Origin of the sequence: Corynebacterium pygosceleis (assembly GCF_016595275.2) — a bacterium.
Classification (GTDB): domain Bacteria; phylum Actinomycetota; class Actinomycetes; order Mycobacteriales; family Mycobacteriaceae; genus Corynebacterium; species Corynebacterium pygosceleis.
The window spans coordinates 290,166-312,015 of the sequence record NZ_JAENIQ020000003.1 but is presented as its reverse complement, the minus strand read 5'-3'; the positions used below and the strand labels follow the sequence as shown (position 1 = coordinate 312,015).

The window sequence follows — 21,850 nt, the reverse complement described above, 5'->3', positions numbered from 1 at the left end:
CCGGCCTGGGCCGGTGCCGGTCCGTCGTGCCGGATACCCGGAACCACGGACCACCCGCCGCCCGAGGGCGGCGGGATTGTCAGTGTTCGTCCGCGTGCAACGACAGTTCGATGTAGACGGCACAGAGGAGCGCGAAGATGTACGCCTGCAGGAAGATGACCAGCAGCTCGAACAACGTGAAAGCGACTCCGGCAAGGAGGGTCACACCACTCAGGACGGTCCAGCCGTTCAGCTGCCAGAAGAAGAAGTTCGTGGCGGAGAACAGCAGAACCAGAATGAGGTGACCAGCGAGCATGTTGGCCATGAGACGCAGTGTCAGCGTGGCCGGCCGCATGACGAACGTCGAGAAGAACTCGATCGGGATCGTCAGTGCGTGGAGTAACGGCGGAAGATTAGGAACCACCGTCGAGCACTTCACGTACTTGAAGAAGCCGTAACGCTTCACACCGGCGTAGATGAACGCGATGTAGCCGACGATCGCCAGCGTCAGCGGCATACCGATTCGAGCATTCGGAGAGATGTTCAGACCCGGGACCACCGACGGGAGGTTCATCGCGAAGACGGTGAAGAAGATGGCCGTCAGCAACGGCAGAAAGCGACGGCCCTCCCGCTTACCGAGGATCTCCTCGGCGATGTGGATCCGGACGAAATCAAGGCCCATCTCCCCCACGCTCTGCAGCCGGGACGGAATCAGCTTGGGATTCCGCATGGCAACCGCGAAGAAGACGACGAGCAGGACCGCCATGAGCAGGCGGACGAACATCAGACGGTCGAGTGCGAATGCGCCGTTGAGGAAGTCGTGGAACCAGAGGTTCACGACGTCCCCGTGCTCATTCACGTACCCCGGGAAAAATTCTTGGTCCAGGTCGGGTTTGTGGAACTCACCCTTCATGGACAGTGTCATAACGCTCAGCGTTCTCTCCCGTGTTCGGGCCGCACCCGACGTTTCTGCCTCTGGGTGCGGTGCGATGGACGTCTGAAAAGTACCTGGATCGACCGCGGACTCCGTCGCACATCATCGCGGTGATCACTGGGGCCCGCGTCAGTGGACACGCCGCCCGGAGAGCGGCGCGACCGTGCGGACGAAAGCATGTCGGCACAGTGGCTCCGTGGACCCGGGGATCAGACTATCAGGTGCCGGGTACGTTTACCGAAGAATGCCCCGGGGGTGCCCACCACACCCGCGAAACAGCGGCAGCAGACACCCGTTCAACGGGGAAAATACTCACCTGTAAGCTCTGTCACATGACCGCTGCGGAAGGCTGACGGGGGTACCTGACGCCGCGCCACGATGTGACGTACGGTACCCGTTCGGACGGACCCGCTTCCCCCGATCGCGAACCCCTCCACGGGTGGAACGGACCGGAGCGGAACACCGTCCGGGCAGCCGTGGGGTGTACCGGGCCGGTCAGGAGACGTACGTCGTCCGGCTCCGCACTATTCCCCAGGTCTCCGAGCCGATCACCGCGATGATCGCCACGACGATCATCGCGAACAGTGCACGCCGGGAATAGAAGTCCAGGTCCCGCAGGACAAACAGCACCACGAGGAGGACCACGAGCTTCAGCAGCCAACTCCCGAGCACCACGGCGACCGTCGTCGACGGCGAGGTGCCGCTCGTGACCAGGACGCTGACGACGGTCATCAGCAGGAACCCACCCCCGACAACGGCACCGAGCAGAACACCCCACACACCGGGGGTTCCGTCGACCACGCCCCACAGTGCCGCGAACAGAAACGTGGTCCCGGTCAGAGCCGCCGCCCCCAGTCTCGCGGCCCGGACGAGCGGGGCGCGCTGGTCGTCGTACTGCGATTCGGGGGACACCTTCTTTTCACTCACGGACCGAATCCTACGCCACCCGGGACGGCGGTTCAGTCGTGACATCCCGGTCCCGCTGACGTTTGTCCAGGACGGGTGCCACCGTCGCGATGAACGCCAGGGTCAGCGCGAAGAGGAAACCGATGACCGCGTCCCGCACCGGGAACACGGTGAACGCAACCGCCCCGAAGGCCACCGCGAACGTCCACAGATAGATCGCCAGCGCGACCTGCCGCGGAGTGTGCCCGTGCCGCATCAGCTGGTGATGCAGATGGTTCTTGTCCGGCACAGCCATGGACTGGCCGGTCAGCAGTCGCCGGAACACGGTGATGCTGAGTTCCGCGAGCGGGACCCCGACGCAACCGGCCGCGACGATCACCGGTGCCATGACGGCGAACACGTCGGCGACACCGTACAACGAGAGATTGATCTTGCCCGAGGCCGAGGTCGAGGCGGCGGCCAGCAGCAGACCGATCAACATGCTCCCGGTGTCCCCCATGAAGATCCGGGCCGGTGCGAAGTTGTGGGGGAGGAATCCGAGACACATGCCCACGAGTCCGGCCCCGATGATCGCGGGCGGGTAGGCGGACACCGCGCCACCCTGATCGTGGAGAATGGTCAGGGCGAACGTGAGGATCGCACCACCTGTGATGAGTCCGACCCCAGCCGCCAGACCGTCGCTGCCGTCGACGAAATTCAACGCGTTGATCAACGACACCGTGACGAAAGCCGTCAGTACCGTGGACAGCACCTGATCGAGCACGACGGTGGTTCCGCCACCGAACGGAAGATAGATGAGTGTCCAGGTGAGGCCCATCAGACTCATCACGACCGCCCCCAGGGTCTGACCGATGAGCTTCGTCAGGGCGTCGAGTTCCAGGAAGTCATCGAGGATTCCCACCATCACGATGACGAATCCCGCGCAGACCACCGCCCCCATCTCCGGGGTGATCGGCTGGAACCCCCGGTTGAGGGCGGGCAGCTGCTGCGCGACGAACACCGCCGCCAGAAAACCCGAGAACATGGCGATACCGCCCATCTGGGGCGTGGGATGCTTGTGCACGTCCCGGTCCCGGACCGGATCCACCTTGCCCGCGCGGACGAGGACATGCCGGATGACCCCCGTCGTCAGGTACGTCACCGCGCAGGCGACCAGCAGAACCAGACCGAGTTCACGCAGGGGTACGCCCGCCCCTCCGGACCCCATGTCAGCTGAGACTCTCCGGAGCGACACCCAGTGCGTCCGCGATCCGGGCGGCGGGGACCGCCCCCTCACGGAGCAACCGGGGCCGATGCCCCGAGAGGTCGACGATGCTCGACGGCTGACCGGAGGGACAGGTTCCACCGTCGAGATACACCGAGACGGTGGTGCCCAGCTGTCGTCGCGCCTCCTCCGCCGTCGTGGCCGGGGCCTGTCCCGAGATGTTCGCGCTCGACACGGCCATCGGTCCGGTCTCCCGGAGAAGTTCGATCGCGACAGGGTGCAGCGGCATGCGGAGCATCACCGTCCCCCTGGTGTCCCCGAGGTTCCACGGCAGGCTCGGTGCCTGTGCGACGACGATCGACAGCCCACCGGGCCAGAACGCCTCGATCAGGGTCCGGGCGGCCGGCTGATTGTCCCGCACGAGTCCGTGGACCGTGTCCCAGCTGCCGACCAGGACCGGGACCGGCATGTCCGGACCCCGGTGTTTCGCCCGGAGCAGGTCGGCCACGGCGCGGTTGTCGAAGGCGTCGCATCCGATTCCGTAGAGGGTGTCCGTCGGTAACACGACGAGACCACCACCCTTGACCGAACTCACGGCCGCGGTCAGGCCGTGGACTCGGTCATCGGGATTCAGGCAGTTGTAGATCCGGCTCACTGGTCTGTTCTCTCTTTCCGGGTGGAACCTCGTTCAGCTCTGATCGAGTCTACCCGCGGTGGTGAACCGCTCCCGACCGGCCAGGTCCCGGTGTGTACGGATGTCTCCGAAACCACCGTGACCGGCGAGGGCTTCCCGCACGGTACCGCCCGTGGAATCGTCGTGCTCGATTCCGCAGCGTCCACCGGTGCGCAGCAGTACGTGCACGGTGTCCAGCATAGGGACGATGACGGACATTCCGTCCGCTCCCCCGAACACGGCGTGGTGGGGATCGTGTTCCACCTCAGGCGGGACGGTGCCGGCCCCGTTCTCCGGCACATAGGGCGGATTCGACAGAACCAGGTCCACCCTGCCGTGGAGATCGGGGAGGATGTCGGGGTCGGTGGCGTCACCCTCGACGAGCTGCACCCGGGGTGCGTACGTGGCGATGTTGCGCCGCGTCCACCTCAGTGCCGCCGGATCGATCTCCACGGCCGTGACCTCTGCGTCCGGTATCGAGGTGGCGACGGAGAGCGCCAGGGTTCCGGATCCGGCGCAGAGATCGACGACGACGGGACGGGACAGGTCGGCGAGCACACCCGTCCCCCACTCCGCGAGCAGTTCGGTCTCCGGACGGGGGATGAACACCCCGGGACCGACCGCGAGGTCGAGGGCGCCGACGGGTGCGGTGCCGGTGAGATACTGGAGCGGTTCCCGCCGTGCCCGCCGTACGACGAGATCGTCGAAGCCGTCCGGTACCGGGTCGTCACCCCGGAGAAAGAGATCCATGCGCCCACAGCCGAGCAGGTGCGCCGCGATGAGCTGCGCATCGACGAGCGGGGTCTCGACGCCTGATGCGGCGAGGACCGCCGCAGCGTCCCGCACTGCGACGGTCACCGTTCTCCGCACCTCGAGGTCCTCTACTCAGCTTCCAGACGGGCGTTGCGTTCCGCGGTCTGGAGCGCGGTGAACAGGTCCTCGAGATCACCGTTGAGGACGGTGTCGAGGTTGTTGGACTTGTACCCGATCCGGTGATCGCTGATCCGGTTCTCCGGCCAGTTGTAGGTGCGGATCCGCTCCGAGCGGTCCATGGTGCGGATCTGCGCGGCGCGCCCCTCGGCGGCTTCCGCGTCAGCGGCCTCCTCCATCTGCTGCTGCAGACGGGCGGCGAGGACCTGCATGGCACGGGCCTTGTTCTGGATCTGGGAGCGTTCCTTCTGACACGTCACCACGATGCCGGTGGGCAGGTGGGTGATGCGGACGGCGGAGTCGGTGGTGTTGACGCCCTGCCCGCCCTTGCCCGAGGAGCGGTAGACGTCGACGCGGAGGTCCTTGTCGTCGATCTCGACGGCCTCCACCTCGTCCGGTTCCGGGTAGACCAGGACACCGGCCGCCGAGGTCTGGATGCGCCCCTGGGATTCGGTGACGGGGACACGCTGGACACGGTGGACACCGCCCTCGAACTTGAACACGCTCCACGCGCCGTCCGCGGAAGGCTGCTTCGACTTGATGGACAAGGTCATGTCCTTGACTCCGCCCAGGTCGGACTCACTGAGTCCGAGGATCTCGGTGACGAAGCCGTGCTTCTCGGCGTAGCGCTGGTACATCCTGGCGAGCTCGCCGGCGAAGAGGGCCGCTTCCTCACCGCCTGCACCGGACTTGATCTCCATGACGATGTCATCGGCGTCGTGGGGGTCACGGGGTGCGAGGAGATCGGCGAGCTTCTCCTCGAGTTCAACCTGACGCTCCGCGAGCCGCTCAGCCTCGGCGGCGAACTCGGAGTCCTCGTGCGCCATCTCACGCGCGGCCTCCAGGTCACCCCGGACGGCGGACAGTTCATCGTGGACCCGGATGATCGGCTGCAGCTGGGAATAGCGCTTGCCGACCCTGCGGGCGGCCGACGGATCGTTGTGGAGCTCAGGGTCGGCGAGCTGAGCCTCGAGGCCCTGGTACTCGGACAGAATGTCGTCGACGGCGGAAATCTGGTTCGACATCTTAGGAGTACTCCTCCTCGCCGTCGGACGCCATCGGCGCCGAGGAGGCGATCTGCATCATGAACTCCGCGTTGGACTTCGTCTTCTTCAACTGCTTGATCAGCAGGTCGATGGCCTGCTGATTGTCCAGGGCCGACAGGATCCGACGCAGTTTGTGCATCAGACGTGCCTCTTCCGGGGCGAGCAGCAGCTCATCCTTACGGGTGCCGGACGGGTTGACGTCCACCGCCGGGAACACCCGACGCTCGGAGATCTTCCGGTCCAGTTTGAGCTCGGCGTTGCCCGTGCCCTTGAACTCCTCGAAGATGACGGTATCGCCGGCGGAACCGGTCTCGACCATGGCGGTCGCGATGATCGTGAGCGATCCACCCTGTTCGATGTTCCGCGCCGCACCGAGGAAACGCTTCGGCGGGTAGAGCGCGTTCGAATCGACGCCACCGGAGAGGATGCGCCCGGACGCCGGGGAGCTGTTGTTGTAGGCACGCCCCAGTCGGGTGATCGAGTCGAGCAGGACGACGACGTCCTTGCCTTCCTCGACGAGCCGCTTCGCACGCTCGATGGCGAGCTCCGCGACGGCGGTGTGCTCGCTCGGCGGGCGGTCGAAGGTGGAGGCGATGACCTCACCCTTCACCGAACGCTGCATGTCGGTGACCTCCTCGGGCCGCTCGTCGACGAGGACGATCATGCAGTGGCATTCCGGGTTGTTGGTCGCGATCGCGTTGGCGATGTTCTGCATGATCGTCGTCTTACCGGCCTTCGGCGGGGAGACGATCAGCGCACGCTGCCCCTTGCCGATGGGCATGATCAGGTCGATCAGACGCGTGGTCAGGATCTTCGGATCCGTCTCGAGGCGCAGTCGCTTGTTCGGGTAGAGCGGGGTGAGCTTGTAGAAGTCGGGGCGCTTGCGGGCCTCCTCGGGGCTCATCTGGTTGACGGTGTCGACCCGGACGAGCGAGTTGTACTTCTGTCGGTTCCGACCGCCACCGCTGTGCTGGTTGGCGGGCTGACCGTCGGCACGCATCTTCACCTGGCCGGTGATCGCGTCACCGGCACGCAGGCCGAACTTGCGCACCATCTGCTGCGGGACGAAGACGTCCGCCGGGCCCGCGTGGTAGCCGGTCGTCCGGACGAAGGCGAGGTTGTTGTCGACGATGTCCAGGATCCCGCCGACGGGTGAGAACACGTCGTCGTCCCGGGAATCGTCGTTGCCGTGGTTGTGACCGTGATTGTCGTTGTTGCCGCGGTTGCGGTCCCGACGGTTGCGGCGGTTGCGGCGGTTGCCCCGACCACCCCCGTCACTGTCGTCCCGGTTGCGGTCCCGACGGTTGCCGGTCCCGCCCTGGTTGTCGGAGTCACGGTCGTCGTTGTTTCCGCCGTTGCCGCGGTTGCGGTCCCGACGGTTGCCGCCACGACCGTTGCCGTTGTCGGAGTCCCGGTCGTCATTGTTTCCGCGCCGGTTGTTACGGCCGTTGCCGTTGTCACCGTCCCGGTCGTCGTGGCCGTTGTTTCGACGGTTGCCGCCACGACCGCCGTCATCGTCGTCATGCTGCTGGGAACCGTCACCGTTGTTGTCACGGCCCCCCTTGCGCTGCTGGCGGGCACGGTTGCGCCGTGCCCGACGGGCTGCGGCACGTGACTCGTAGTGCCCGTCATCGTCACCGTCCCCGCCGTTGTCCCCGGAAGCCTCGTCCCCGCGTCCGGTGTCCCGGGAACGGGCCCGGTCATCCTGACCGCGCGCATCCTGCTCCGGGGTGTTTCCCCCCTGCTCCGCCGACTCCGCCGTGGTGTCCCCGGGAGTTATCGTCGGGGTCGTGACCCGACGGCGGCGACGGGCGCCCTCGGACGCCTCCGGGCTCTCCTCCCCCTGTTCGACGGCCGGTGCGGCCGCCACCGGGGCCCGGTTCTGTCCACCCGCGCCACGGATGGCCTCGATGAGGTCCCCCTTGCGCTTGCCGGAGATACCCCGGATACCGAGTTTCTGGGCCATCTGGCGCAACTCGGTCAGTTTGAACGAGGCGAGATCCTTGTTGGCGTTGTCCGTATCGGTCACGAAAGTCCTTTCAATCGCTGTACCGGCACAGGTCAGGTGGTGTCACACACCACTGGGCAGAAGTTGCTGCCGGCAGCTTTTCACGGAAAATGTCAGTCCTCGCAGAACCGGCGACGGCCCCGGGCACCGAACGGGATGCCCGCGGACACACCGGGAACGGATGAAGCTCTGCTTCGGACTTGTCTGGGTGCTTCGCCCGGATTGCCCCGCGTGCGTGCCGCCGGGCCCCGTCATGGAAGCTGTGTTACCGGGCCCGGATCACTGTTCCGGCCCCATGAGTGTGCGGCCCTGGGAGGGAGTGCGGAGAAGCAGTTGTCTCAACCGACGATTCTGCTCTGTTCCCCGTCAACTCGTTGACCCTGGCGGTCACACTTCTCTAACCTGTCGGTTCAATCCACCACTTTAGCGCATCCGGCGCAGATACGCCCACACCGGCCACCGCACCCGTCGTTCCGGTCGTCGCGATGACGCCGGGGTGGTCTCCCCCTCCCCGCGCACACCGTGCGCCCCCCGCCGCACGTCGGCCCCGGTTAAGGTGGTGACCATGCTGAGTACGATGCACGACATCCCGATGTCGCTGGCCAGGATCCTGCGGTACGGTTCCACCGTCCACGGCTCGTCGACGGTGACGAGCTGGGACAACGGTGAACCCACCTCGGTGACGTTCCGCGACATCGGTGCCCGGTCCGCGGCGCTCGCCAACGCCCTCCGCGACGAGATCGGCATCGATTCGGACCAGCGCATCGGCACATTCATGTACAACTGCGCGGAGCACCTCGAGTCGCTGTTCGCGGTCAGCTGCATGGGAGCGGTCTTCAATCCGCTGAACAAGCAGCTGATGGAGGACCAGATCGCGCACATCATCAATCACGCCGATGACCGGGTCATCATCTCCGACCCCCGGCTCATCCCCAAACTGGGCCGGATCCTGGCCGACTGTCCCCGGGTGACCGACGTCATCGTGACCGGACTCCAGGACACCGACCCCCTCGCACGGCATCTCCCCGGTCACATACGGCTCCACTCCTACGAGTCACTCATCGACGGACGCCCGACGTTCTTCGACTGGCCGGTGCTCGATGAGCACACCGCCGCGGCGATCTGCTACTCGACGGGGACGACCGGGGCACCGAAGGGCGTCGTCTACTCGCACAGGTCCATCTACCTGCATTCCATGAGCCTGCGGACCACCGACAGCTTCGCGGTCAGCCACGGTATCCCCTTCCTCTGCTGTGTCCCCATCTACCACGTGCTGTCCTGGGGGGTCCCGGTCTCCGCGTTCATGTCGGGGGCCCCGATGATCCTCCCGGGGCCGGATCTCTCGGCCCCGACCCTCGCGAAGATCATCTCGACCACGCACCCGCGCGCCGCATCCGGTGTCCCCACGCTGTGGATCTCACTCATGGTGCACTATCTCTCCAATCCCCCGGAGCGCATGAGTCTCCAGGAGATCTTCGCCGGCGGTTCCCCCGTCCCGCCCATCCTCATCAAGATGTGGGAGGAACGCTACGGTGTCGACGTCATCCACATCTGGGGCATGACCGAGACCTCCCCCATCGGGACCGTCGCCCGCCCGCCCATGGGCGCCTCGGGCCAGGCCAGGTGGACCTACCGGATCAGTCAGGGCAGATTTCCCGCCTCCCTCGAGTACCGGGTGGTCAGTGACGGCCGTGAGGTCACGGGAACCGACCGTAACCAGGGCGAGATCCAGGTTCGCGGTAACTGGGTCACCGCCTCCTACTACCATTCACCCGAGGAGGACCGGGGCGGTCTCGCACAGAGTTTCCGTGGTGCGGACGTCGGCCACGCCGCCGACAAGTTCACCGATGACGGATGGCTCCGCACCGGCGACGTCGGATCGGTCACGAAGGACGGGTTCCTGACCATCGAGGACCGGGCCCGGGACGTGATCCGGTCGGGCGGGGAATGGATCTACTCCGTTCAGCTCGAGAACATGGTCATGGAGTCGGAGGAGGTCGTCGAGGCCGCCGTCATCGGATACCCGGACGACAAGTGGGGGGAACGTCCCCTGGCGGTCACCGTGCTGTACCCGGGGGTCACCCCGGACAGGGGCACCGCCGAACGCCTCCGGGACACCCTCCGCGAGAAACTGCCCGCGTGGATGCTCCCCGAGTACTGGACGTTCGTCGAACAGATCGACCGCACCAGCGTGGACAAGTTCGACAAGAAGGATCTGCGGAAACACCTCGCGGACGGCGACTTCGAGGTCATCCGGCTCAGGGGCCCGGGCGAGAACTGACGTCGGAACCTCGCGCCCCCGACACGCCCGGCCGTCACCGGCGCACAGCACACCGGTGGCGGCCGGGCGACCCGGGGTTACCATACGTGGTGGGACACACGCAGCTCCACGGGAAGGACCACGATGCACCCAAGGGAAGAACTACCCCTCACGGAGAAAACCGGCTCCTGCGGCTGCGGTGACGGGGACGTCCCAGTCCCGGAGCTCGACGCCGCAGCGATCCCCCACGCCATCCGCCACGGAGCGATCCACGGTGCACTGGGGACCCTCGCGGTCGGAGGCGCCCTGATCCTCGTCGCCCCGCACAATCCCGTTCCCCTGCTCAACGAGATCGCCGCGCGGGAGGAGTCCTTCGACATGAGGTTCCTCCGGCAGGGACCGGACGAATGGCGGATCAGGTTCACCCGCGTGTCCTGATCCCGGTACCCCCGGTACCACCGGGTCACACCTGTACACATCCCCGTACGGACAGGCCTGTGGCATCATGAGGTGATCCGCACGACACCGTGCGGTCGGTGCATCCCCGGTCACACTGCCGGGGCGGTACTCCACTCGGATCGTCCGGCACGTACCTGCCGGTGGAGGGATTGAGAACCATGGCTACAGTGACCTTCGACAAGGCCAGTCGCATCTACCCGGGGGCCGACCATCCGGCGGTCGACGGGCTTGATCTGCACATCGAGGACGGTGAGTTCCTCGTTCTCGTCGGCCCGTCCGGCTGCGGGAAATCCACGTCGCTGCGGATGCTGGCGGGGCTGGAGGAGGTGAATTCCGGCCGTATCCTCATCGGCGACCGCGATGTCACGTCGGTACTGCCGAAGGACCGGGACATCGCGATGGTGTTCCAGAACTACGCGCTCTATCCGCACATGACCGTCCGGGAGAACATGGGGTTCGCCCTGAAGATCTCCAAGACCCCGAAGGACGAGATCGCCCGACGGGTGAACGAGGCCGCCGGGATCCTCGGTCTGGAACCGTTTTTGGACCGGAAGCCGAAGGCGCTGTCCGGTGGGCAGCGGCAGCGGGTGGCCATGGGGCGGGCCATCGTCCGGAAACCCCAGGTCTTCCTGATGGACGAACCACTGTCCAACCTCGACGCCAAACTCCGTGTACAGACCCGTACCCAGATCGCGTCGCTGCAACGCAATCTCGGTGTCACCACCGTGTACGTGACGCACGACCAGACCGAGGCACTGACGATGGGTGACCGGATCGCCGTGCTGAAGGATGGTGTCCTCCAGCAGTGCGGGACGCCGCAGGAGATGTACGACCGCCCGGCCAACCGGTTCGTCGCCGGGTTCATCGGATCGCCGGCGATGAACCTCGGGACCTTCCGAGTCGACGGCGACGAGGTGATTCTCGGTTCAGCTTCGGTGCGGCTGCCCCGGACGACGGTCGCGGCGATCACCGGGGCGGATGAGGGCCGGATCACCGTCGGTTTCCGGCCGGAGAGCCTCGAGGTCGTCGCCGAGCGGCCGGGCAGCACCATTCCCGTCGTCGTGGATCTGGTGGAGGAACTGGGATCGGACGCCTACGTCTACGGTCACCTCGCGGGAGCCGCTGATCCGGCGGTCGGGGCCGGAGGGGAATCCGCAGACTCCCCCATCATCGTCCGGATCCCCCCGCGTACCGCCCCCAACCGGGGCGAGACGATCCATGTCCGGATCCGGGAGGACCAGCAGCACTGCTTCAGCGCGGCAACCGGCGAACGCATCGGCTGACGGTGGCCGGTCCCACCGGCCCGGAAAACGGGTGGGGCGAAGAGACACCGTCTCTTCGCCCCACCCGTTTCTTCTCCCCGGACGGTCGCCCGATCAGTCGACCGTCACCTCGACGGGACCGGCGACCTCGAGTTCATGGACGACCAGTCCATCGGCTCTGGCCTGATCGAGGATCGCGGGGTCGACCGGTTCCGTCGACAGCACCATCACGGTGGGACCCGCGCCGGAGAGGTAGGCCGCCCAACCACGGTTGCGGAGCCGGTTGACCCACTCCGCCGTCACCGGGAGGACATCCGCCCGGTAGGGCTGGTGCAGCCGGTCCCGGGTCCCCTCCCAGAGGAGTTCCGGGTGATGCTGGATGGCGACGGTCATCACCGCGCACCGGGAGACGTTGAACCGTGCGTCCATGTGCGTCACATCGCTGGGGAGCACCTGTCGGACGGCCTGCGTCGACGCCCGGAAGTCCGGAACCAGTGCGGTGGCCCGGATCCGCGCGTCAGCGGGGATACGGACAGCCCGGTACTGGGGCTTCGTCGTTCCGTCGACGGGCACCTCTGTCCAGCCGACTATCGCGCTGCCGAGAACACTGGCCGCGGCGTTGTCGGGATGCCCCTCGAAGTCACTGGCGAGTTGGACGACGGTGGCGTCATCCAGGACGAAACCCGCGAGGCCGTTCGCTGCGGCGACACCGGCGACGGCCGCGGAAGCGGAGGAACCGAGCCCCCGCGACTGCGGAATGGAGTTGCGGCAGGTCACCCTGAGACCGGGGGCCGTGACCCCCGCGGCGTCGAGACCGGCACGAACCGCCCGCACGACGAGGTGCCGTTCATCGAGGGGGACCTCCCCCGCCCCCTGTCCCTCGACGGTGACCTCGAGTCCGGAGTCGGTGACCTCGACGTCGACGTGGTCGTAGAGAGCCACCGCGAGTCCGAGGGTGTCGAATCCCGGCCCCAGGTTGGCGGAGGACGCCGGGACGGTGACGTGTGCGGTCCTGCCGACGGGAAGTGCGGTGCCCACAGGGATCACGCCCTCAGACCGAGCGCCTCGACCACGGCGGCGGGGTCGACGTCGATGGGGGTCGGCTCCGGCATCTGGAGCAGCGCGGTCGTGGGATCCTTGAGGCCGTTGCCGGTGACGGTGCAGACGACGGTCTGACCGGGCTCGAGCCACCCCTCCTCGTGCGCGGCGAGAACACCTGCGGCGGAGGAGGCGGAGGCGGGTTCGACGAAGACGCCTTCTTTTCCGGCGATGAGGCGGTAGGCCTCGAGGATCTTCTCGTCGGTGGCGGACCGGAACACTCCGTCGGACTCGTCGCGGGCGGCGACGGCCGAGTGCCAGGACGCCGGGTTGCCGATCCGGATGGCGGTCGCGATGGTCTCCGGGTTGGTGACGGGCTCACCGTTGACCAGCGGTGCGGCACCGGCGGCCTGGACCCCGAGCATCCGGGGACGGCGGGTGGTCACTCCGTCGTTGAAGTACTCGGTGTAGCCCTTCCAGTAGGCGGTGATGTTGCCGGCGTTGCCGACGGGCAGGGCGTGGATGTGCGGCGCGTCGCCGAGGACGTCGGCGATCTCGAAGGCCGCGGTCTTCTGTCCCTCGATGCGCATGGGGTTGACGGAGTTGACCAGGGCGATCTCGGGGTACTCGGTGGTGGTCTTCTGGACGAGTTCGAGGCAGTCGTCGAAGTTTCCGCGCACCTGGATGATCTCCGCACCGTGCATGACCGCCTGGGCGAGCTTGCCCTGGGCGATCTTGCCCTCGGGGATGAGCACGGAGCACTTGATGCCCGCGCGGGTGGCGTAGGCGGCCGCGGAGGCGGAGGTGTTTCCGGTGGAGGCGCACATGAGCACCTTCTTGCCGTTGGCCACGGCGTCGGTGACGGCGACGGTCATGCCGCGGTCCTTGAACGAACCCGTCGGGTTGAGTCCCTCGACCTTGAGGTAGACGTCACAGCCGGTGATCTCCGAGATGTGGTGGGCCTTCAGCAGCGGGGTGCCGCCCTCCTGGAGGGTGACCGCCTTCCACTCCGGGGCCACCGGCATGCGGTCGCGGTACGCCTCGATCAGGCCGGGCCAACCACGGTGGACAGGATTGTTGGAGCTCATTGGATCATTCACCTTCCAGTCTAAGAACACTGTTGACGGTTTTCACTGCGTCGAGCTTCTTGAGCGTCTCGACTGTTTCGGACAGATCGGCCTCGCGCGCGGAGTGCGTCACGACGACGAGGCGGGCCGCGTCCCCGCTCTCCTCCTGCCGGACCGTACGCAGGGAGATCCCCGCGTCGGAGAAGACCCGTGAGACATCGGCGAGCACACCGACACGGTCCTCGACCTCCATGTCGACGTGGTACCTGGTGGTCACCTCGCCGAACTGCGCGACGGGGAGGTTCGCGTAGGTGGACTCACCCGGTGCACGTCCACCGTGGACCTTGTTCCGGGCCGCACCGACGAGATCGCCGAGTACGGCGGACGCGGTCGGGGAACCCCCCGCACCGTTGCCGTAGAACATCAGTCGCCCGGCGGCCTCCGCCTCGACGAACACGGCGTTGAAGCTCTTGGTGACACTCGCCAGCGGATGATCCCGGGGTACGAGGGTGGGGTGGACACGCGCGGACACCTTCGTGGTGCCGCCGTCGCCGGTGATCCGCTCGCAGATCGCCAGCAGCTTGATCGTGTAACCGGCGGAGCGGGCGGCCTCGATGTCACGGGCGGTGATCGACGAGATCCCCTCGCAGTGGACGTCCTCGTAGGTGACCCGGGTGTGGAAGGCCAGGGACGCCAGGATGGCGGCCTTGGACGCCGCGTCGTGCCCCTCGACGTCGGCGGTGGGGTCAGCCTCCGCGTAGCCGAGCCTGGTGGCCTCCGCGAGCATGTCATCGTAGGAGGCACCGGTGGAATCCATGGCGTCCAGGATGAAGTTCGTGGTGCCGTTGACGATTCCGGCGACGGATTCGACCCGGTCACCGGCGAGGGAACGCCGGAGCGGTCCGACGACGGGGATCGCGGCGGCGACCGCAGCCTCGAAGTAGAGGTCGACGCCCGCCGCATCGGCGGCTTCCGCGAGTTCCGCGGAATGCGCCGCGACGAGCGCCTTGTTCGCGGTGACCACCGATTTTCCGGCCTTGAGCGCAGCCAGGACGAGTTCACGCGGGTAGTCGATGCCACCGATCACCTCGACGACGATATCGACGTCATCCCGCTGAATCAGGCCCATGGCGTCTGTGGTGAGCAGTTCCTCGCCGACCGAATCGCGGTGCTTGTCGAGGTCGCCGACCGCGACGCCCTTGATCTCGAGTGGGCCGCCGACCCGGTGGGTGAACTCGTCCGAGTTGTCCCGGAGAAGCCGGAACACCTCGCTACCGACGGTTCCGTGGCCGAGGAGAGCCACGCCCACCGGGCTGCCCTCCCCCTTGCCTGGGTTGTAGCTTGGCTGATCTTTGACGGTCATGGTGCTCCATGTGGGTTCTCGTGAGTGTGCTGTGCCGGCACCCTACCGACGCACTCTTTTCGGTCCGCCGGGAGAGAACGCTCCCGGCGGACCGGGACGCGTCAAGGCGTACCCCGCCATCATAGACAGACCCCACCGGGCCATTCACCGCCGGACCACCGTCACCCCGCCCCCACCATTCAGATGATCTTTCGGTTGGGCCCGTCTACGTCACCGACCCCTGAAGCGGGCACACCGCCGGCCGGACACCCGACCACGCCACCCGTTCTCCGGAAAAATCACCGTACCTGAAATCCGGAGAGCCCGGAACCACACCCGAACGTGTGCCATAAGTTCCTATGGTTATGCGCTCAAAATAGGTGCCGAATCAGCACATGAGACCTTAATTAAACCACTCCGACCTGCATTTATTCCAAAAAGGGAAAAGAATGAAAAAGTCGGCCACGAAGAACCACGGAACATCGCCTATTTTCCGTGTCAAAACCCGTTAAAATGCGAAATACCCGTACATCACCCAGTGGATCACCTGTTTTCCGCCCTGTCCCTCCGGATACACGTGCACACCCACCGGACATGTTTCTGCGGGCCCCGTTCCGACGGGGACACACCGGTCAACACCCTGAATCGAGGAGTCTCTCATGAATGCAAACCGTCTCCGCCGTGGCATCATCGCGACCGCCACGTCTCTCGCCCTGATCACCGGCGGCACCTCGGTGGCGGCCGCTGACGCCAACACCAGCGCCGAAACGAGCACCATCGGTGCCCTGACCAGTGCCGCAACCAATCCTGAAGCCGCAGGCTCGGCCCTCCAGGGTTCGGCCGTCGGGGCCGGCCTCATCGGAACCGTCATCCACGTCGCCATCTGGGGCGCGGTCATCGCCGGCGTCTACAACTTCGCGGTCTCCCAGAATCTCATCCAGGGACAGCCGATCACACTGCCCGCTCCCCGCTGATCCACGGCACCCCGCAGGGCCCGGCTCCGGAACACGAGAGTGTCGTCCCGGAGCCGGGCCCTTCCGTGTCCCCGTCCCGGGGGAGCGGGAACCAGCTTGCATCAGGGACGGCACGTCACCTGGTATTTCGGGGATTTTTTCGAGAAAATCCGGATTTTTCCCCGGTTCACGTAATACTCCCGCCGTTCGACCGATAGTCTCCCTGTACGTGCTGCAACTGTTCTTTTTCCGGTTGTTCGCCGACACCCGTCCGGCCATCCAGCCGGTACCGCACTTTCGTATCCGTCGGGTCCACCCGCCGGGTCTGATGCACCCGAAACTTCTACAGGAGATTTTCTTCATGATGAACCGTCGCTTCACCTCCGCTGCCGTCGCAGCCGCCGCCTCCCTAGCACTGCTCGCAGGCACCGGTTCCGCCGTCGCCGCCGAAGCCGATGCCAACGTCAATGCCACCACCAACAGCAGCGGATCCTCCGTGAAGGCTGACGCCGAGGTTGAGGGCGGCAACAAGTCCGGCTCCTCCGTCGACGACATCACCGCCAAGATCAAGGATGCCCTGGGCTCCTCCAAGGACGAGGACGGCACGTCCGGTTCCTCCGTCAAGGGTGGACTCGACAAGGCCAAGGGCGCCTTCGGTTCCTCCGCGACCGCCGGCGAGCCCGCCGACGGTGACGCCGAGCAGCCCGCACACGAGGGTTCCTCCGTCGACGACATCACCGCCAAGATCAAGAAGACCTTCGGTTCCTCCGAGGGCAACACCGGTTCCAGCGTGAAGGGTGACAACAACTCCTCCAAGGACATGAAGTCTTCCGACAGCAAGAACAGCTCCGACGCCAACGCACAGGGCGGCTTCAAGCTGGTTCTGGGCCTCGGTGCTCTCGCCATGGTCTTCAGCTTCGCCTACAACTGGGCCGTTCAGAACCACCTGATCGCTCCCCTGTTCCGCTAGGAAACAGACGGGCACCCGCCATCGGGCGGGTGCCGTGACACGAAGCTCACGGCAAGGACCGTCCCCGCACCTGATGATGTGCGGGGACGGTCCTTTTTCCGTCGGGTCCAGAGTCTGCCGGTACAGGGCCCACGAGACCCGTCCCGGGCACTTCCCCCGGTCTCCCCGGGGGACAGGTCGCCGCCGGTGACCTGTCCGTTGCATCCGGGAGAATCCGGGACCGGTGTCCGTGCCGGACACGCAGAAACCCGGGCGGGAACCGGTGAAAGGTTCCGCCCGGGTTTCTGTGTGACACCGCCCCGGCCGTCAGATCTGGTTTCCGACCGGGGATGGCACCTCCCGCGGCACTCAGTTCGTGGACGTCGTGGCGTTCTCTTCCTCGAAGATCTCGTTTCCGATCTTCTCGATGCACTCATCGCGCTCCTCGGCGGTCGGGAGGGCGTTGCACTCCTGGATCCGCTGGAGGTTCTCCTCACCGACGAATTCCTCGGCCGCCTTGAAGACGAGCATTCCGAGAACGATGCTCGCGACGATGGCCACGACGGAGATCACGACGGCCGCGATGGACATGCCCTTCCCGTTCTTGGCGCTGACGATCTTCCCGGCCTTGACGATGCCGATGACGCCCAGCACGATGCCCGCGAGTGCCAGGAGCCAGTTGAGCAGCGGAACCCAGCAGAGCACGATGGCGAAGATGGAGACCCCCAGAGCCCACGGTGCGATGGCGTTCTTCGCGGGGGCGGAGGAAGCTGCGGGGTATCCGCCGTAGGCTGCGCCCTGCTGCGGGTAGCCGTCACCGGAGGGGACGTTGTTTCCGGGGTTGTTCGGTGTCGTCATGGAGATAACCACTTTCTTCTGTTTCCGTGGACTATGTACTAAATCTATCCGCACAAACCGCTCCGTATCCGCGGTCGGCCGGTTCACGGAGGACAATCTCCCCCGGAAAACAACGGCGGTGCCCGGTCAGTTTACGTAACCGCCCTCCCGCGGACAACAACGGAAGGTGCGTCAGAACTGCCCGTCCTCGAGGGACAGCAGGTCGTCGAGGGTCTCCCGGCGCAGCATGAGTCGGGTTCGCCCCGCGCGGACCGTGACGACGGCCGGGCGGGTGAACATGTTGTACCGGGAACTCATCGCGTAGCAGTACGCACCGGTTCCGGCGATCGCGAGCAGATCCCCGGCGGTGATGTCGTCCGGGTAGATGACGTCACTGAGGAGGATGTCCCCGGATTCACAGTGGGAACCGACGACCCTGGTCGAGATGCCCTCACCGTCGACGAAACGGTTGACCACCCGCCCCTCGTATTCCGCCTGGTAGAGCGCGGGACGGATGTTGTCGCTCATTCCCCCGTCGACGGAGAGGTAGCGACGGGTGGAGTCCTGGGCGGTGTGGACGTCCTTGACGGTACCGACCGTGTAGACGGTCACCGTTGACGGGCCGGCGATCGCACGACCGGGTTCGACGAGCAGCTCCGGAGGGGTGAGTCCCAGGGACTCGGCGTGCGTGGTGACCTCCCGCAGCAGGGTCGCGGCGACCTCCGGGACGTCGAGCGGGTCCTGTCCCTCCGTGTAGGCGATGCCGTATCCGCCGCCGAGGTCGAGGATCGACACCGCCGCGGATGCGTCCTCCGGATCGAGGTCGCGCTTCAGCTCCCCCATCAGACCGAGCAGGCGCTCCGCGGCGAGGGAGAACCCCTGGGCGTCGAAGACCTGTGAACCGACATGGCAGTGGAGCCCGACCAGTTTCAGGTTTTCCGCGTCGACGGCGGCGAGGCATGCGGCGTGCGCGGAGCCGGAGGCCAGGGAGAACCCGAACTTCTGGTCCTCGTGGCTGGTCGCGATGAATTCGTGGGTGTGCGCCTCGATACCCGGCTTGACCCGGACGAGGACCTCCTGGACGACACCCTCCTCCACCGCGATGGCGGAGAGTCGGCCGATCTCCTCGGCGCAGTCGAGGACGACGTGTCCGACACCGGCTGTGACACTCGCTCGGAGGAGCGTGTCGGTCTTGTTGTTGCCGTGCACGGTGATGCGGGACGCCGGGAACCCGGCGGCCAGTGCCACCTGCAGTTCCCCCAGGGACGCGACGTCGAGGGAGAGCCCCTCTTCATCGATCCAACGGGCGATCGTGCGGGTGAGGAACGCCTTGGAGGCGTAGTGGACGTTGTGCCCGCCGCCGAAGGCCTCGGCCATGTCGCGGCACCGGGAACGGAAGTCGTCCTCGTCGACGACGAACACGGGCGTACCGTAGGTTTCCGCGATCTCCGGGAGTGGGACGCCCGCGACGGTCACGACACCGTCATCCTGGCGTCGGGCGTTCCGCGGCCAGACGTGTCCGGGTAACCCGTTGAAGCTGTCGGCGAGCGCGGAGGTGGCGGGGGTCGACGATGCCGATGCCGCGGCACGCTTCTCGACGGAGTCGAATCCGCCGTCGGAGATTCCCGCGATGGCGCGGCGTTCGAGCGAAGGTTCGGTCCGGCGGTTCATCTACATCCGCTCCGGTGCCGTGACGCCGACGAGCCGCAGTGCGTTGGCGACGGTCTGACGGGTGGCGGCGGCGAGTGCGAGTCGGGCGGCATGCACGGGCTCCGTCTCCTCTCCACCACGCGGCAGGATCTGGCAGGTGTCGTAGAAACGGTGGAAGGTTCCCGCGAGCTGCTCCGCGTAGCGGGCGACGCGGTGGGGTTCACGGAGTTCCGCCGCAGCGGTGACCACGGCCGGGAACTCCCCGAGGGTACGGATCAGGTCACCTTCCCGGGGTTCGGTCAGCAGGGAGAGATCGGCTCCGGTGTACCCGACGCCGAGCTCCGCGGCCTTCCTCGCGATGGAGCAGAGTCGGGCGTGTCCGTACTGGACGTAGTAGACGGGATTGTCGCTCGACTGGGACGACCAGAGGTCCATGTCGATGTCGAGGGTGGAATCGACGGAGGAACGGATCAGGGCGTAGCGGGCGGCGTCGACGCCGATGGCCTCGACGAGATCGTCGAGGGTGATGACGGTGCCCGCGCGTTTGGACATCTTCTTCACCTCGCCGTCCTTGACCAGGCTGACCATCTGGCCGATCATCACCTCGACACTGTCCGGATCGTATCCGAGTGCCGCCGCGGAGGCCTTGAGCCGGGCGATGTACCCGTGGTGGTCGGCGCCCAGCATGTAGATGCACAGATCGTGTCCGCGCTCGATCTTGTCCACCACGTAGGCGATGTCACCGGCGATGTAGGCGGCGTCACCGTCCGATTTGATGACGACGCGGTCCTTGTCGTCCCCGAAGGCGGAGGACCTGAGCCACCAGGCACCGTCCGCCTCGTAGAGGTTGCCGTTCTCCTTGAGCATCTCGACGGCCCGTGACACGGCACCGGAGTCGAACAGGGAGTTCTCGTGGAAGAAAACGTCGAAGTCGGTGCCGAACTCGTGGAGCGAGCTCTTGATGTGGGCGAACATCATCTCCACTCCGTGGGCGCGGAAGGTCTCCTGCACGGTGGCGGGATCCTGTTCGAGGATTCCCGGGACCTCCTTCTTCACGGCGTCCGCGATCTCGGTGATGTAGGCACCGCCGTATCCGTCCTCGGGGGTGGGTTCCCCCTTGGCCGCGGCGACGAGGGAACGGGCGAAGCGGTCGATCTGGGTGCCGTGGTCATTGAAGTAGTACTCGCGGGTGACGGTGGCGCCACAGGCCGTGAGGACCCTCCCCAGTGAGTCTCCGACCGCGGCCCAGCGGGTACCACCGAGGTGAATGGGGCCGGTCGGGTTGGCGGAGACGAATTCGAGGTTGATGCGACGCCCGGCGACGATGTCGCCGTTACCGTAGTTCTCCCCCGCGGCGAGGATCTCCTCGACGATCCTGCCCTGCGCGTCAGCGGCGAGACGGATGTTGATGAAGCCGGGGCCCGCGACGTCGGCTTCATCGATCGCGTCCGACTCGACGAGCGCGGCGACGAGCCAGGTGGCGAACTCCCGCGGGTTCGTCCCCACCTTCTTCGCCGTCTGCATCGCCACGTTCGTGGCGTAATCACCGTGCTCGGGATTGCGCGGACGCTCGACGGTGATCTGCTCGGGAAGCAGTGAGGAGTCGAGGCCACGGGCGTCCAGCACGTCGGTGGCCGTGGTCTTTATGAGGGCGGCGAGATCTGATGGAGTCACGGTCAGTCATGCTATCAGTCCACTCCGCACCATCGACGCACCATCATCCACCCACCACCGGAGCCACCGGAAGGGGAACCGGACGCCGGAGACCGCCGGAGGGGCGGGGAACGGGGCCGCGCGTCCGGGCGGCGCAACGGCCGACGCACCGGCGACGCAACGGCACACAGCTGTCACCTGACGCACCCACAGGGGGTGTCAAAACAACGACAAACGACCGACAGGTCCGTCACCGGACGCGAAAAAGGCGGTTTAACACCCCCTAAAAAGAGGTGTCGAGGGCGGAATATTCACAGCTTTCACACACGCTGAGTACACGTTAAGCACCCGTTATCACCCCCGTGCAACCGGCAAACTCCACGAGTGTAACGCAGTTAACTTCAAGCCCTCCCCGGAAGGTACTTTCATCCAACCCGCTCCCGACCCCGGGCCGGGACCGGCCGGACACACCGACGACCGGACCCCACCCCTTTCATTAGACCGCCAAAAAGATGCACGTCATCGCTCCACCCACCCAAATCACCCCCGGGGGTTCACGGTCGCGCACACTCCCCCGCCTCCGAAGCAGGGCACGCGAACACGCTTCGATAAGTGATCTCAGTGCACAGATGCAGCACCGGGCGCCGCGACACTCCCCCGACACAGACATCAGAGGGAAGGAGAATTTCTGATTCGACAC

The 21,850-nt window shown here is 66.2% G+C and carries 18 protein-coding genes; 5 read left to right on the top strand and 13 right to left on the bottom strand.

The window, feature by feature from the left end; translation table 11 throughout:
- Positions 1-79: 79 nt before the first annotated feature.
- The 7 genes from atpB to rho all read right to left on the bottom strand — a co-directional run bounded on the left by atpB (position 80) and on the right by rho (position 7,701).
- Positions 80-892 (bottom strand): F0F1 ATP synthase subunit A, encoded by an 813-nt coding sequence (gene atpB / locus JIM94_RS07890; protein WP_200252168.1) that lies wholly within the window; start codon positions 890-892, stop codon positions 80-82.
- 516 nt (positions 893-1,408) lie between these two features.
- Complete coding sequence (locus JIM94_RS07885; protein WP_200251568.1) at positions 1,409-1,840, bottom strand: Cg1360 family ATP-synthase-associated protein; 432 nt, start codon at positions 1,838-1,840, stop codon at positions 1,409-1,411.
- Between the two features lie 10 nt (positions 1,841-1,850).
- Positions 1,851-3,026 carry a glycosyltransferase family 4 protein gene (locus tag JIM94_RS07880; protein WP_200251565.1) on the bottom strand — a complete coding sequence of 392 codons (1,176 nt, stop codon included), beginning with the start codon at positions 3,024-3,026 and terminating at the stop codon, positions 1,851-1,853.
- A 1-nt stretch (position 3,027) separates the two neighbouring features.
- Positions 3,028-3,678 (bottom strand): L-threonylcarbamoyladenylate synthase, encoded by a 651-nt coding sequence (locus JIM94_RS07875; RefSeq protein WP_200251562.1) that lies wholly within the window; start codon positions 3,676-3,678, stop codon positions 3,028-3,030.
- Positions 3,679-3,711: 33 nt separating this feature from the next.
- The gene (prmC, locus tag JIM94_RS07870; protein WP_248703003.1) at positions 3,712-4,554 is read right to left on the bottom strand and encodes a peptide chain release factor N(5)-glutamine methyltransferase; all 843 of its coding nucleotides are present in this window, start codon (positions 4,552-4,554) and stop codon (positions 3,712-3,714) included.
- A 23-nt stretch (positions 4,555-4,577) separates the two neighbouring features.
- Positions 4,578-5,651 (bottom strand): peptide chain release factor 1, encoded by a 1,074-nt coding sequence (prfA, locus tag JIM94_RS07865; RefSeq protein ID WP_200251549.1) that lies wholly within the window; start codon positions 5,649-5,651, stop codon positions 4,578-4,580.
- A 1-nt stretch (position 5,652) separates the two neighbouring features.
- Entirely contained in the window at positions 5,653-7,701 is a 2,049-nt protein-coding gene (gene rho, locus JIM94_RS07860; RefSeq protein WP_200251546.1) for a transcription termination factor Rho, read from the bottom strand.
- A gap of 544 nt (positions 7,702-8,245) precedes the next feature.
- On the opposite strand from rho, the gene JIM94_RS07855 reads away from it, so the two are divergent.
- From JIM94_RS07855 to JIM94_RS07845, 3 genes are all read left to right on the top strand, one after another.
- Positions 8,246-9,961, top strand: coding sequence for a long-chain fatty-acid--CoA ligase (locus JIM94_RS07855; RefSeq protein WP_200251544.1), 1,716 nt, complete (start codon positions 8,246-8,248; stop codon positions 9,959-9,961).
- A gap of 123 nt (positions 9,962-10,084) precedes the next feature.
- Positions 10,085-10,378 (top strand): DUF2249 domain-containing protein, encoded by a 294-nt coding sequence (locus JIM94_RS07850; RefSeq protein WP_200251541.1) that lies wholly within the window; start codon positions 10,085-10,087, stop codon positions 10,376-10,378.
- A gap of 179 nt (positions 10,379-10,557) precedes the next feature.
- Entirely contained in the window at positions 10,558-11,682 is a 1,125-nt protein-coding gene (locus JIM94_RS07845) for an ABC transporter ATP-binding protein (protein WP_200251537.1), read from the top strand.
- A gap of 93 nt (positions 11,683-11,775) precedes the next feature.
- On the opposite strand, the gene thrB is transcribed toward JIM94_RS07845, so the two are convergent.
- From thrB to JIM94_RS07830, 3 genes are read right to left on the bottom strand one after another with little or no spacing between them, the layout of a single operon-like run.
- Positions 11,776-12,699 (bottom strand): homoserine kinase, encoded by a 924-nt coding sequence (gene thrB, locus JIM94_RS07840; RefSeq protein WP_200251534.1) that lies wholly within the window; start codon positions 12,697-12,699, stop codon positions 11,776-11,778.
- A gap of 5 nt (positions 12,700-12,704) precedes the next feature.
- Positions 12,705-13,787 carry a threonine synthase gene (thrC, locus tag JIM94_RS07835; RefSeq protein ID WP_200251531.1) on the bottom strand — a complete coding sequence of 361 codons (1,083 nt, stop codon included), beginning with the start codon at positions 13,785-13,787 and terminating at the stop codon, positions 12,705-12,707.
- Between the two features lie 4 nt (positions 13,788-13,791).
- Positions 13,792-15,129: a homoserine dehydrogenase gene (locus JIM94_RS07830; RefSeq protein ID WP_200251529.1), complete on the bottom strand. Its 1,338-nt coding sequence runs from the start codon at positions 15,127-15,129 to the stop codon at positions 13,792-13,794.
- 638 nt (positions 15,130-15,767) lie between these two features.
- Between JIM94_RS07830 and JIM94_RS07825 the strand changes: the two genes are divergently transcribed.
- The gene (locus JIM94_RS07825; RefSeq protein ID WP_200251526.1) at positions 15,768-16,082 is read left to right on the top strand and encodes a hypothetical protein; all 315 of its coding nucleotides are present in this window, start codon (positions 15,768-15,770) and stop codon (positions 16,080-16,082) included.
- A gap of 340 nt (positions 16,083-16,422) precedes the next feature.
- The gene (locus tag JIM94_RS07820; protein ID WP_200251523.1) at positions 16,423-17,031 is read left to right on the top strand and encodes a hypothetical protein; all 609 of its coding nucleotides are present in this window, start codon (positions 16,423-16,425) and stop codon (positions 17,029-17,031) included.
- Between the two features lie 348 nt (positions 17,032-17,379).
- On the opposite strand, the gene JIM94_RS07815 is transcribed toward JIM94_RS07820, so the two are convergent.
- The 3 genes from JIM94_RS07815 to argS all read right to left on the bottom strand — a co-directional run bounded on the left by JIM94_RS07815 (position 17,380) and on the right by argS (position 21,171).
- Positions 17,380-17,868 carry a hypothetical protein gene (locus tag JIM94_RS07815; RefSeq protein WP_200251522.1) on the bottom strand — a complete coding sequence of 163 codons (489 nt, stop codon included), beginning with the start codon at positions 17,866-17,868 and terminating at the stop codon, positions 17,380-17,382.
- Positions 17,869-18,039: 171 nt separating this feature from the next.
- Positions 18,040-19,518 carry a diaminopimelate decarboxylase gene (lysA, locus tag JIM94_RS07810; RefSeq protein ID WP_200251520.1) on the bottom strand — a complete coding sequence of 493 codons (1,479 nt, stop codon included), beginning with the start codon at positions 19,516-19,518 and terminating at the stop codon, positions 18,040-18,042.
- Positions 19,519-21,171, bottom strand: a complete 1,653-nt coding sequence (gene argS, locus JIM94_RS07805) for an arginine--tRNA ligase (protein WP_200251518.1) — start codon at positions 21,169-21,171, stop codon at positions 19,519-19,521.
- Between the last annotated feature and the right edge of the window lie 679 nt (positions 21,172-21,850).